We start from the raw sequence: 13,278 nt of genomic DNA on the forward strand, positions 1-13,278 counted from the left end.
TTAGTTTTTGGTTTGACTTAATTCAATCGCTTTTTTTGCAGCTTCACTCATCGTACCAACAGTAGGAAGACCAGCTTCTTTTATAATTGCCAATCCTTTCTCAGCATTTGTACCCGATAAGCGAACAACGATCGGAATGTTTGTTTTAATAATTTCTAAAGCCTTTATCAGGCCTCTGGCAACATCATCGCAACGAGTGATTCCCCCGAAGATGTTGATCATTACCGCATTCACATTCTCGTCGGACAATAAGATATTCATTGCATCCACCACTTTTTGTGGATTTGAACTACCACCAATATCTAAAAAGTTGGCAGGTGAACCACCGTAAAGTTTAATCATATCCATGGTTGCCATTGCCAAACCAGCTCCATTTACCATGCAGCCAATGTTTCCGTCCAGTTTCACATAGGAAAGCCCTTTTTCATGAGCATCAATTTCTTTTTGTTCTTCTTCATCCGCCTCTCTCATATTCAAAACTTCAGGTTGACGATAAAGCGCGTTATCATCAAAATTCATTTTGCCATCGATTGCCCAAATTTTGCCATCCGGGGTTAGAACTAACGGATTAATTTCTGCAATTGTAGCATCCGTCTCTACAAAAAGCTTGTACAATTTCTGAAAAATTCCTCCAGCTTTTCTGGCCAGTTTCACATCTCCAAACAATTGCATGCCAATTTCCCGTGCCTGAAAATCAATCAAACCGGTCAAAGGATCAATGTTAAACTTGTGAATTAATTCTGGTGTGTTTTTTGCCACTTCTTCAATTTCAACACCGCCTTCGGCACTTACCATTAAAGTTACTGACTTGGAATTACGGTCATTAATTAAACCTACATAAAATTCTTTTTGAATGTCAACAGCATCAGCAATAAGAACTTTCTCAACGGTATATCCCTTGATATCCATTCCCAAAATCTCTTTTGCCATTTTTACGGCTTCATCTTTACTTTTTGCAAGCTTAACACCTCCGGCTTTTCCTCTCCCTCCAACTAATACCTGTGCCTTAACAACAACCATTCCTGATTTCTTTGCCATTACTTTTTCTACTTCCTCAACCGAGTGGCAAAGTACATCGCCCGGCACCGGAAGGCCATATTTTTTGAAGATTTCCTTGGCTTGATATTCGTGTATCTTCATATTATTTAATTAAAGGTTAGTATCCTTGTTTAACTACTAATGTATTAAAATATCTAGAACATTAGAAGTGTTATTTTTTATCTGTGGAATATTATAAAACATATTAACACTCATCATACTGAAATGTTTGAGAGAAATTGCTAAGCAAACAAATACGAATTAATACTGACACTCCGTTATTCAAATTTGTTGAAAGAATGAAGAAAAGTGAAAGCTGAAATGATTGTAAGAACCTAAAAATTAACTTAGTTTTGCACCAAAATAAACCTATAAAATGAAGGAAGAAGTTCAACGGCTTATCGACCAGGAGGCCAAGGCAATATCATCAATTCCGGTAAGCGACCAATTTGAGAAAGCAATTAATCTTATTGAAAAACATGTTCACCAAAAAAATGGGAAATTAGTCGCCAGTGGAATGGGTAAAGCCGGACAAATTGCATTAAACATTGCAACTACTTTTAGCTCGACCGGAACACCGGCAGTTTTTTTACATCCCAGCGATGCCCAGCATGGAGATTTAGGAGTTCTGCAACCCAATGATGTGATGCTTTTAATATCCAACTCTGGCAAAACAAGAGAAATTCTTGAACTAGTGGATCTGATTGATAATTTATATAAAGATATTCCAATCATTGTTATTACAGGAAATACGGAAAGTGATTTGGCAAAAATGGCTGACGCAGCCCTTTTTACTGGAAATCCTGATGAAGTTTGCACGCTTGGATTAACACCAAGCACATCAACTACAACAATGACTGTCTTAGGTGATGTATTGGTTGTACTGATGATGAAACGGATTGGTTTTTCAAATGAGGAATATGCCAAACGCCATCACGGTGGATACTTAGGAAATAAATCAAGAAGTCAGGCGAGGCTTCAAAACAAAAAATAAAAACATGCGCATTACAAAAGAAAACACTGCTGGGTTGGTGATTGATATTCAGGAGCGATTGGTACCAGCAATGGCAGAAGAAGAAACGTTAGTACATAATTGCCAACGTTTAATTGAAGGACTAAAAGCTCTAAACCTTCCAATATTAGTCACGCAACAATACACAAAAGGACTTGGTGAAACAATTGAGCCAATCAAATCGATATTTGATGAATTTTCACCAATTGAAAAAAGAGACTTTAGCTGTTGTGATGAGCCTGTAGTTTCTGAAAAACTTAAGGAACTGAACACAAAACACGTAATCATTTGTGGTATTGAAAGCCATGTTTGCGTGCTTCAAACAGCAATTGATTTAAAAGAAGCAGGATATATTCCGGTTGTTGTGATGGATTGTGTCTCTTCAAGATCACTCGACAATGTTGATCTCGCTGCTGAACGATTCAGGTATGAAAACATTATGATGACATCCTATGAATCCATCCTCTTTGAGCTGACCCGCTCATCTGGAGCATCGGAATTTAAAGCTATTTCTAAAATAGTAAAATAGTTTTTTAACATTATTCAGGTCGGTTTTTTAAACCGACTTTTTTTTAGCTTTAAAGAGTATTTTACCAACTTACGCATAGATGAAGAAAGATATTGTGAGTTTCATAAAACGTGGGTTATCGACTATTACAGCACTAGCAACCTTCTCCATTCTTCTCCTTGGTAGTTATCAATATTCGAATTACCGCCAAGGAGTTTGGGAAAAAGATATTCGCGCCAATCTTCAGGAAACGTTAATTAGTAAAAAATCTGCTCTGGAAAAAGCGCTTTATTCCCGAATTTACTACACTCGAGGAGTTGCTGCATATGTTTCCATGCATCCGGAAATTAAGGAAGATGAGTACGCTCAGTTAGCCAGGGAATTTATCCAGGATGATCCGGTAATTAGCACAATGGCTTTGTCCAAAAATGGGATCATCACCTTTATCTATCCCAAGAAGGGGCATGAATCAGCAATTGGGCTTAACTTGTTAGAGCATCCAGAAAGACAGCAAATTGTTGAAAAAACGATTGAAACACACAATACCTTTGTTGCAGGGCCAGTAGATCTTGTAGAGGGGGGAATTGCTTTCATTAGTTACACCCCGATTTTCAACCAACAAGATGGTGACGAGAATATTTTTTGGGGAATGACAGATATTGTTATTCATAAAGATAAGCTACTAAAAGAAGCTGGCTTAAAAAATGCAGACAGCGACTACATCTATGCCTTGCGTGGTTATAACGGACTGGGAAATGAAGGAAAAATATTTTGGGGTGATGAGAAAATATTTGAGGCCACCCCGGTAACAATCAACATTGAGTTACCAACCGGCTCCTGGGTACTGGCTTCTATCCCAAACAATGGATGGAATTCGTATGTCGATCAGGATAAAACTTTACTCATTATTTTATTGGCAAGTTCATTTATCATTAGCATCCTATTAGGATTATTTGCCAACGCATTAATCCGGATAAGAAGAAATGAAAAAGAATTAACTGCGATATTTAGATCGATGAACAGCCTGATCATAGAATTGAACGACAAAGGTGAATACTTAAAGATTGCCCCCACTAACAAATCTCTATTGGTAAAACCGGAAGAACAATTATTGGGAAAATCTCTATATGATATTTTTGAGATTGAACAGGCTAAACAATTCCATGATGCAATATTAAAATGCCTTAAAGAAAAAGATATTATAACCATTACCTATAATCTGAAAATAAACGGCAAGACACAGTGGTTTTCCGCACAAATTTCCAATAAATCCGAAGACACTGTAATTTTTAACGCAAATGATATTACCGAGTTGAAAAATCACGAGGAAAATATTTTAAAGACATCGAAGGAGCTGACAGAAACTAATGCGATGAAAGATAAGTTTTTCTCAATTATCGCCCACGACTTAAGAGGCCCAATCACCAGCTATAAATCTCTTACTGACATATTGCTTCAAAACTACAAGGATATTACTGATGATGAGAAAATTGAATTAATAAGCAATATGCAACAATCCAGTTCTGACATTGCGGATCTTCTTGAAAACCTTTTAAGCTGGGCCAATTCACAAAATGGACGGTTAAATATTCAAAAGCAACCTACACAATTAAAAGAGCTAGTAAATTCTGTTCTTCCTGCTTATGAAGCAAATTCTGAGTTAAAACAGGTAAAAATAAATAACAAAATCCCTGCGGAAGCTACAGCCAATCTGGACATTGACGCAACTAAAGTTATTTTGCGAAACTTGATTTCTAACGCCATTAAGTTTTCTCGGGAAAAAGGACAGGTTGAAATTTATTCCGAAGAAAGTGAACATTCAATTACGATAATTATCAGAGATAGTGGAGTGGGAATCCCAGAGTACAGAATTAAAAACTTATTTCAATTTGACCAGACTCAATCTACCAGAGGAACACATGGAGAGAAAGGAACAGGATTTGGGCTTATTCTTTGCAAGGAGTTTGCCGAAAAACAAGGAGGATCAATTAAAATAGAAAGTGATTCCGCAGGAACAAGTATCCTGTTGACCTTCCCATTGTAAAAAAATGGATGAGACTCTAACAGCCCCATCCATATAATTTGATATCTAAAAGGTTATATCGTAATAATCTTTCCCATCGTCATCAAAAGTTTTCACACTAATATCTGTCATCGGATGTTTTATCATCTGCATGAGCAAATCAGGTCCAATAGTAGCAGAATGCGAACCTTTCATGCTTACACGATGTATTTGGTCGACAGTTTTAAAGCTGGCTGCCAATACTTTTGTGCTGAGATTATAATCATTCATGTTTTTCACGATATCTCCAACCACTTCAATTCCATGAGATGAGATATTATCTAATCGGCTTACATAAGGAGCAACATAATCAGCACCAGCTTTTGAAGCAACCAAAGCTTGTTGCTGAGTAAAAATGGCTGTTGCAGTTACATTTATACCATTATCTTTTATCATCCTCATTGCTTTATATCCTTCGGTTGTCACAGGAATTTTAGCATAAAAGTTATCTCCTAAACCAAAGTATGATTTGTACTTTCTTGCTTCACGAAGCATATCATCTGCACAACTGCTCATCATTTGAACATGCATCATTCCATCACCAACTATTTCCACAATTGCAGCAATCGATTTCGATAGTTTTATTCCTGATTGTTTAAGAATTGTTGGATTGGTTGTCACACCCTCAAGAGGGAAAAAATCGTAAAGTTCTTTCAATGCCGTAATATCGGCAGTATCAGCCATATAAATCATACCTGACTTTCTTTTTTAAATTATTAATTTGTGATCTAAATAAGCACTGCAAAGATCGGAAATACAATCCTATTCGATTAAAATACAGGCCTAATTGATGAAGATTTACTGTTTTCTTCAAATACAAAAAAGATTAAAAAGAAATCCGCCAACCCCGTAAAGGTTAAGCGGATAACATTAATCAATTTATTTCTATTGTTGCTCCTAAATATCTTTTGCTTTAGCTAATAAGTAATCTTCAGCTTCGACCGACCAAAGCCCATTGTGCTTTTTACAAATCGCATCCAGATCAGCATAAAAAGAATCTGATTTACCAAGTTCTTCAAAATCAGAAATTGCTGTTAATGGCATGTCTTTATGCGTGTAAATTAATTTCTTTCCACCAGGAATAGAAGGCAATTCAAGAGTCGTGTTAATTACCGAATTCAATCCGCCAATGTGCGTAACCAAGCCGGCAGGATCCAATCCTTTTCCAAACATTGCCAATGATTCTACCATGTCATCGTTGTTTCCACCACTGGTTCCTACGATATGTGTCGATGCATAATGAACATTGTAAAAGTTCATTTTTGCAGTAAAATCAGGTTTTGATGGTCCTGCAAAAAAGTTAAGACAACCGTCATTACTTAAAATCGCATCACCTTGTTCAATAACCGGGGGAACAGGAGCAAAAACAAAAACATCGTTATAACCAGTTCCGCCAGAAACTTCTCTCAATTTGGCAACCGGATCATCTGTATTTCCAGTATTCAAATAAATTAACTCAATACCATTCTCTTTTGCCCACTCAGGGGAATAAATAGAAGCAGCGCGATCCAATCGGCTCTGATCAATATCAGTAACAACCATCAATGATGGTTTACGATCTTCGCGACGAATCACATAATTGATAGCAGCCAAGCCCATTGGACCAACCCCCGCCAAAATCGCCATTTTACCGCCTTGTACAATCTCCATTTGATGAATATAGGAACCCGGCTTGGTGTGATAATTCGCATGCATAGCACCAATCACACAACTTAGCGGCTCTGCCAATGAAGCCGGATAATAACCTGGTCCATCGTATGCAAGCAAACAATCCTGTTCTAATACATCTTTTGGAATAATAACATACGTTGCGTCTCCTCCAATATGCTGATATGAATATCCAGGCGCACTTAAAACTCCAACTGGTCCACCTTCGTAGTAAATTGCAGGTTGAATGGAATACTTTTGTCCTGGTTTAAATTTGCTTTGCCACTTGGCTCCGACTTCAACAATTTCTCCGGCAAATTCGTGCCCGATAATAATTGGTTTTTCAGCCACATCATTTGGAATTCTTTTGTGATCAGTCCCCTGAGTCGCTGCTTTGTATGACGACATACAAATACTATCAGACACCACTTTAGCCAATATCTCGTCTTCTTTGATTGCGGGAAGTTCAAACTCTTCCAAGCGCAAATCTTTTTTTCCGTATAAACGAACTGCTTTTGTTTTCATATATTATTTTCTTTCATTTTCTAATTCAGCATATTTTGTCCACCCGTTACCGGCACTGCCTGCCCAGTTTCATATTCTTGTTCCATCACATAAAAAATGGCACGCATCACATCAATTGGAGTACATCCTCTTCCTGCAGGAACCTGTGCTTCATAAAACTTCTTCACATCCTCGATTGTTTTTGCGCCCGGCACTTTTCCTGCCCGAAGGTACTGAACAAACAACCCATTATCCGGATCAGCCCAAAGTGGCCCGTCAAAAAAGTTCCCCGGACAAATGGAATTGACCTTAATTCTTGATGGCATCAACTCCAACGCAAAAGATTGAGTCAATCCTATTCCACCGAATTTACCACCTGCATACGCAAAATTCTTGTTACTTCCTTTCAATCCTGATTTCGAATTAATCTGGATAATATCTGCAAAATGATCCGGTTTAAATTTGTTCTGCAATTTCATCACCGCCGATGCATATTTTGAACAAAGGAAATAGGCTGAATAATTCACTTTAGTCATCAGCTCAAAAGTTTCTGGAGTCATTTCATCCAATCCACCTGCCCGCAAAATTCCGGCATTACTAATAAATGCATCCAATCCTCCAAAATTAACAACCGTTTCAAACACGAGTTGTTCCACCGACTCAGCTTTTGACACATCAGCCTGAACAAACAACGCTTTATTCTTTCTTTTAACTGAATTGAGTTCAGCAGCAAATTCTTGTCCCTTCTCTGTATTGAGGTCAGCAATTACCACATTTGCCCCGTGCTTCATCAATACCTCAACAATGCCGGCACCAAAACCTTGTGCACCACCTGTAACAATGATGATCTTTCGATCGACACGTCCAGCTGTTGCACCAAGTGATATTTTAGATCGGTACTGCTCAACTTCCCAGCTTTCAATGAATTCGATTTGTCGCTGAGTCATGGGATGCTGACCACCAAACGAATCGGCAAACTGTGCTATCCGACAATGATCGGTCACCACATCAACTAAAATCTCAGCTCCTTCTGCATGATCTGCAATCACGATTACCCCCAAGCCAGAAGCAATAATAACTTTAGGCAATTTGCCTTTATCGGCCTTATATTTCTCAATATCAGTTTTTACTGATTCAAGAAACTTATCCACATCACCATTAAAATCAACATACAAAAACGAAGAATTTGCATAAACAATTCCATCTGGTGTAAAGGGTGCAGAAATTGCCGATTGATTTTCCTTTTTCAAGTATTTATCAATAATCGTACTATTTGCTAACCGAACTGTTTTCAAACCTTCACCCGATACCATCATGCGAATGGCAGGTACGATTTTATCAGCCATTTGATTTACAGACAAGACTTCATTCTCTGATTCATCACCATACACTGCGTTCAGTTTCTCGTCAATTTCATTGTAAACAGCATTGATTTCATTAACCGTGTTCCCCCCAACAAATACCCCATGATTTTGCAGGAAAATAACTGCCGGTTCTTGCCCTTTCTCTTCGCGGTATTTCAAAATCGCTTTTTCAACAACCTTGAAAAGAATATAACCTGGATCCTCGTATTGAATGTACAATACATCTTCTCCAAACAATTCCAGCGTTTTTTCAGCAGCCGTATTGCTACACATTAAACCATTCACTTTTGTAGAGTGCGTGTGAACCACCAAAGAAAAGTCTATTAAATTGTGCAAGGAAGTTTCAACTGATGGGCGCTGGCCTTTTTCGGGCTCAACGCGGCTTTTCATCAGGTCAACAACAATTTCAGCTTCTCTCTTCAACACATCCTCTGAATATTTTTTTGTATTAATCTCAGCAAGTTGAGAACGATCGAGCTTGGCAAAACCATCTTCTTCAATCGTTGCCAATGCAAATCCGCTTGCCTTAATCCACAAGTAGTTATTATTCTTATATGAAGTATTACCTCCACCGGCAAGCACATAATCTTTTTGTTTGCCGTAAAACTGTGATACTTCAATGAGGTCTTTTATTCCTTGTTCCATTTCTTTCATTTCTTTTTTTTGCCAGTGTCAAACGACTTGCTTAATTACCGTTTTTCGTATCACCCTATCACCCAACTCAATAAACTCAATGCGCTCTTTAATTTTTGCAACTCCATTCTTATCCAGATAACCTTCTTTCCCGGCAGAAATTAATGACTGATGAGCAGCAATCACACATGCTCCTTCGTAACCAATCTGCTGCATATCGTCTGAAAGATTATCTCCATTTCCATTGAAAACAGTAATTGGGTCCAGTTTTGGCGTATTGTGCTCAGTGCCAAAAGTGATCACAAAACCTTTTTCATTAAAAAACTTTACAAATTCCTCCAATATCTCGGGATTGTTCCTTCCAGGGATCAATTCAAGTGAGTAAACATTCTTTGCAACCAGACTTTCATATAATTTTTGATAATCACCTTCGAAATCAGTAAATTCTCCATTTGGATTATCCAGCAATACCGGGTAACAAGGAATACCACCAGCGTGAATAATCAGTTCAACGACCTGCTCTAGACTTAAAAAGGCTTTGTCGTCTTCAGGCACAAAAGCTCTCCCTCCAGACTTTAGCAAGTTCCCACGAATTTCATTTTCCAAACCAGCAAAATCATCCATCGCAGATTTTGGTTCCTTGCCTGAAAAAACCTTGGTGAAAAAAGTTTTTTGTTCTTCAATAGTAGCAAACTCCTCAACAACTTTTTCACGAAGCGCTTTGGCAATGTGACGCTCGCGAACTAAATTCTTCGCATACTTCTCTTTTAAAGATTCAAATGAAAAAGAAAAACCTGCATTTAGCTCGTCCAGCAATTCATTCAACTTTTCAATCATCTGTGCGGTTTGGCGATTGCTTTCATCCTGCACTTTGAAAAGTCGATCCACCATATCAGCATTCATTTTCACCGGATATTGTAATCCCTTACCGCTGAAATAAGTCCGCCCCGGATTATTGGGATCATTCACCCGAACTCCTTTAGCTTGCAAGTCCTTTTGCAAAGCCATAAATTCTATATTGAATAAGGGATATACTTCGTACTTTTTTGCAAGTTTTGCGAATTCTTCGTAACCATCAGTTGTGTAAAAATCATTGATCCCCAAAACTTTTACGTCTTCCGTCCCAGCCATCTTAAACACTTGTTCTATCTCATTAAAAGCGCTGAATGAGTATGGTGTGTGAAAATGACCATTGACCTTAATTGGTGTCATATTTATCTAGCTTTTTTATTAAAAACAATCTATTTCGAATCTTAGTACAAAGGAATTCATTTTACATGTGAATGCTATCCTTTGCTATCCTGTTCCCACAAAAAAGAAAGCCCCTTGCATAATCACATGAGGCTTCAAATTATTTTTAAATAAATTAACTATTTCGACTGACCTTTAACGTAATCTTCCTTTTCAGAAAAAAGCACATTAAAAGTGGTTAAACTACCATAAGCACGGGTAATATACTGCTGCAAATGCACTTTATCTTCCTCATCCAATTTGGGATGACTATTGATGTTTTGCTCCAATACACGCAACCGGTCCCTAACCATAACTACTTTATGAAAGAAAGTGTCCATGGGAATTTCTTTAGGCTGCAAATCCGGGTTTGCCGATTTCAATTCGATAGTGCCACCCTTCCATTTGTCGGCTATTCTAACCGCATAATTTAATCCCTGATATTTGTCTAAAATATAGGTGATTGCTTTCTCAACTTCTGCTAATGATAATCCACTTCCAGATTCTGCTTCCTTTTCCTCAACCACTTCCAAGTCCGGATTATATTTACTCATTTCATGCTTTCCACCTTTTTCAAAGAAGATTTCATAAATAGTGAGGTACGACCGACTAACAATCCCCTCGCCGTATGCAGGGTGTTTCACCCTTGAACCTAGTGCTAAATCTGCCATAGTATTTTGATTTTATTTCGAAAGATGAATTTAAAAAATTTGTATCATAAAAAGATATTTATAAACAAAAAAGCCCCATACTTTGCAGCATGAGACTTTCCGTTCTATATGGAAAAAGAAAAACTAAATTCCGAGTTTATTTCTTCTTGTTAATTCAGGTTCAGTGAAATTATTTTTCACTACATGTCCTTTTAATGGAACAATTTTCTCATGAATAGCGTCAATAATCCATTCTGCCTGTGGGAAGAAATATTCTTCCAACTCGTAGGCAGGTGTAATCCAGTTACGAGAACCAACCACTACTGGTGGAGCATCCAACTCGTCAAATGCCAATTCAGTAATGGTTGAAGCCATTTCCTTCATGAAGGAGCCACGAGCCGAAGCATCGCCTGTTATAATAATGCGACCTGTCTTTTTCAATGATTCAATTACCGGTTCGTAATTAAATGGAACCAATGAGCGTGCATCTATAATTTCCGCACTCATTCCATATTTCTCCTGCAGCTGATCGGCTGCTTCCAACGCACGGTAAAGCGTTGCACCAATACTCAAAATGGTAACATCAGAACCTTCACGTTTCACATCAGGCTCGCCAAATGGAATTTCGTAATATCCTTCCGGCACACCACCCTCATGGAATTGCTCACCAATATCGTAGATGCGTTGACTTTCAAAGAAAATCACAGGATCAGTTCCTTGAAGCGCTGAGTTCATTAATCCTTTTGCATCGTAAGGAGACACCGGAAAAACGACCTTCAACCCAGAAATATGAGCAGCCAAAGCGGTCCAGTCCTGAGAGTGCTGAGCACCATATTTTGAACCAACTGACACACGAACCACAATTGGCATTTTGATCACGTTTCCACTCATCGCTTGCCACTTCGGCATTTGATTGAATACCTCATCTCCTGCACGACCAAGGAAATCACAATACATGATTTCAGGAATCACGCGACCGCCACACATAGCATAACCAATTGCCGTTCCAACAATAGAAGCTTCAGAAATAGGCGAATTAAACAAACGATGATAAGGGAGTGCTTCTGTCAATCCACGATAAACTGCGAAAGCCCCCCCCCAGTCACGGTTTTCTTCACCGTATGCAACCAAAGTTGGATCTTTGTAAAAGCGGTCGATGATCGCTTCGAACAAGCCATCACGCAATCCATATTGCTTAATTTTTGAGAATGGCTTTCCATTCTTATCAAAAGCAAAACGTTCTTTTTTAGCCAACTGTTGAACCCGTGGATTTTCTTCCATTGGATGATTTACATCTGGCTCACGATCTTCCATTTTGTCCACCGATTCATCAGAGAACATCATATCACCAATCAACTCAGGATATTTTTCAATGTCCATTAATGGAGAAACTACCGGGTCAATCGCCAGTTTGATTCCCCAGGTGATTAAATCAGTTGTATTTGATTTTGTTGATTCCAGCTCTTCTTCAGTAGCAACCCCAGCTTTTACCAATTCGTTACCAAACCAGATGATTGAATCTACAGCTTGCCATGCTTCGATTTCCTCTTTTGAACGATATGAAGAAGCATCCGATGGCGAGTGACCGCTGAAACGATAGGTCAAAACATCCAACAATACCGGCCCTCGCTTTTCTTTTAAGATTTCACGTTTGCGTTTGTAAGCATCAATCACAGCCAGTGGATTGTAACCATCCACACGCTCTGCATGCATTTGGTCAGCATTTAACCCGGCACCAATACGGGCAGCTACTTTATACCCCATGGTTTCACCACAAGTTTGCCCACCCATTCCATATTGGTTATTCATAATATTGATAATGAGCGGCAGGCCACCTTTCATATCACCTTCCCAAAGCTGGTTGAACTGATCCATGGTCGCAAAAGACAAACCTTCCCAAACCGGACCACAAGCCATAGAGGCATCTCCAATGTTGGCAACAACGATTCCTTCTTTGCGATTAACTTTTTTAAATAAAGCAGCGCCAACAGCAATATCGCCAGATCCACCAACAATGGCGTTATTTGGATAAACACCAAACGGTGTGAAGAATGCGTGCATTGAACCACCCAAACCACGGTTAAAACCAGTTTCGCGGGCAAAAATTTCAGCCAAAGTTCCATAAATCAAAAAGCGAATCGCTAGTTCTTTGGTTGTTCCTTGAAAGTTTTCTTTTACCGGAGCAAATGTTTTACCATCGAAATGGTTTTCCATCACATCTGTCAATTGCTCATCACTTAATTTCTGAATTGCTGACAATCCTTTTGCAAGAATTTCTCCGTGAGAACGGTGTGAACCAAAAATAAAATCTTCAACTCCCAGAGTATAGGCCATACCAACAGCTGCAGCTTCCTGCCCTATTGATAAGTGCGCAGGCCCTGGATGATTGTAAGCAATACCATTGTATTCACCTTTGATTTTTATTTCGTTGAGCATGGTTTCGAATTCACGAATCACCACCATGTCGTGATAAATGCGAAGAAAATCTTCTTTTGAGAAATTTGCTTTCTCATCTTCAATACTTTTGCTGTATTGGTTGACAGGAATCGGGTTGAAAGTCACTTCACCAGCTTTCCTGACTTCTTGCGGATCAATAAATTGTACTTTAGGCATTATTTTAAGATTATTAG

General features: G+C 38.5%; 10 protein-coding genes. 3 read left to right on the forward strand and 7 right to left on the reverse strand.

Features of this window, described 5'->3' with window-relative positions; all coding sequences use genetic code 11:
* A complete protein-coding gene (gene sucC / locus ACUNWD_RS05415; protein WP_445586761.1) occupies nt 1-1,140 on the reverse strand; it encodes an ADP-forming succinate--CoA ligase subunit beta in 1,140 nt (379 codons plus the stop codon).
* 274 nt (nt 1,141-1,414) lie between these two features.
* Here sucC and ACUNWD_RS05420 point away from each other — a divergent pair, with 274 nt between their 5' ends.
* From ACUNWD_RS05420 to ACUNWD_RS05430, 3 genes are all read left to right on the forward strand, one after another.
* Nucleotides 1,415-2,032, forward strand: coding sequence for an SIS domain-containing protein (locus ACUNWD_RS05420; protein ID WP_445586762.1), 618 nt, complete (start codon nt 1,415-1,417; stop codon nt 2,030-2,032).
* A gap of 4 nt (nt 2,033-2,036) precedes the next feature.
* The gene (locus tag ACUNWD_RS05425) at nt 2,037-2,579 is read left to right on the forward strand and encodes an isochorismatase family protein (protein WP_445586763.1); all 543 of its coding nucleotides are present in this window, start codon (nt 2,037-2,039) and stop codon (nt 2,577-2,579) included.
* Between the two features lie 79 nt (nt 2,580-2,658).
* A complete protein-coding gene (locus tag ACUNWD_RS05430; protein WP_445586764.1) occupies nt 2,659-4,602 on the forward strand; it encodes an ATP-binding protein in 1,944 nt (647 codons plus the stop codon).
* Between the two features lie 45 nt (nt 4,603-4,647).
* On the opposite strand, the gene ACUNWD_RS05435 is transcribed toward ACUNWD_RS05430, so the two are convergent.
* From ACUNWD_RS05435 to ACUNWD_RS05460, 6 genes are all read right to left on the reverse strand, one after another.
* Nucleotides 4,648-5,304, reverse strand: a complete 657-nt coding sequence (locus ACUNWD_RS05435; protein ID WP_445586765.1) for a transaldolase family protein — start codon at nt 5,302-5,304, stop codon at nt 4,648-4,650.
* A 213-nt stretch (nt 5,305-5,517) separates the two neighbouring features.
* Nucleotides 5,518-6,792, reverse strand: coding sequence for a zinc-binding dehydrogenase (locus ACUNWD_RS05440; protein ID WP_445586766.1), 1,275 nt, complete (start codon nt 6,790-6,792; stop codon nt 5,518-5,520).
* A gap of 20 nt (nt 6,793-6,812) precedes the next feature.
* On the reverse strand, nt 6,813-8,789 hold the full coding sequence (locus ACUNWD_RS05445; RefSeq protein WP_445586767.1) for an SDR family NAD(P)-dependent oxidoreductase: 1,977 nt from the start codon (nt 8,787-8,789) through the stop codon (nt 6,813-6,815).
* A gap of 18 nt (nt 8,790-8,807) precedes the next feature.
* Nucleotides 8,808-9,980, reverse strand: coding sequence for a PHP domain-containing protein (locus ACUNWD_RS05450; protein ID WP_445586768.1), 1,173 nt, complete (start codon nt 9,978-9,980; stop codon nt 8,808-8,810).
* Nucleotides 9,981-10,138: 158 nt separating this feature from the next.
* Nucleotides 10,139-10,669 carry a hypothetical protein gene (locus ACUNWD_RS05455; RefSeq protein WP_445586769.1) on the reverse strand — a complete coding sequence of 177 codons (531 nt, stop codon included), beginning with the start codon at nt 10,667-10,669 and terminating at the stop codon, nt 10,139-10,141.
* A gap of 123 nt (nt 10,670-10,792) precedes the next feature.
* Nucleotides 10,793-13,261, reverse strand: a complete 2,469-nt coding sequence (locus ACUNWD_RS05460; protein WP_445586770.1) for an alpha-ketoacid dehydrogenase subunit alpha/beta — start codon at nt 13,259-13,261, stop codon at nt 10,793-10,795.
* Nucleotides 13,262-13,278 lie beyond the last annotated feature (17 nt).

This window comes from Sunxiuqinia sp. A32 (genome assembly GCF_052690465.1).

Excerpts from the sequence above, each read along its gene's own strand:
- sucC (WP_445586761.1), bottom strand. The coding sequence starts at position 1,140 with ATGAAGATACACGAATATCAAGCCAAGGAAATCTTCAAAAAATATGGC.
- ACUNWD_RS05420 (WP_445586762.1), top strand. The coding sequence starts at position 1,415 with ATGAAGGAAGAAGTTCAACGGCTTATCGACCAGGAGGCCAAGGCAATA.
- ACUNWD_RS05425 (WP_445586763.1), top strand. The coding sequence starts at position 2,037 with ATGCGCATTACAAAAGAAAACACTGCTGGGTTGGTGATTGATATTCAG.
- ACUNWD_RS05430 (WP_445586764.1), top strand. The coding sequence starts at position 2,659 with ATGAAGAAAGATATTGTGAGTTTCATAAAACGTGGGTTATCGACTATT.
- ACUNWD_RS05435 (WP_445586765.1), bottom strand. The coding sequence starts at position 5,304 with ATGGCTGATACTGCCGATATTACGGCATTGAAAGAACTTTACGATTTT.
- ACUNWD_RS05440 (WP_445586766.1), bottom strand. The coding sequence starts at position 6,792 with ATGAAAACAAAAGCAGTTCGTTTATACGGAAAAAAAGATTTGCGCTTG.
- ACUNWD_RS05445 (WP_445586767.1), bottom strand. The coding sequence starts at position 8,789 with ATGAAAGAAATGGAACAAGGAATAAAAGACCTCATTGAAGTATCACAG.
- ACUNWD_RS05450 (WP_445586768.1), bottom strand. The coding sequence starts at position 9,980 with ATGACACCAATTAAGGTCAATGGTCATTTTCACACACCATACTCATTC.
- ACUNWD_RS05455 (WP_445586769.1), bottom strand. The coding sequence starts at position 10,669 with ATGGCAGATTTAGCACTAGGTTCAAGGGTGAAACACCCTGCATACGGC.
- ACUNWD_RS05460 (WP_445586770.1), bottom strand. The coding sequence starts at position 13,261 with ATGCCTAAAGTACAATTTATTGATCCGCAAGAAGTCAGGAAAGCTGGT.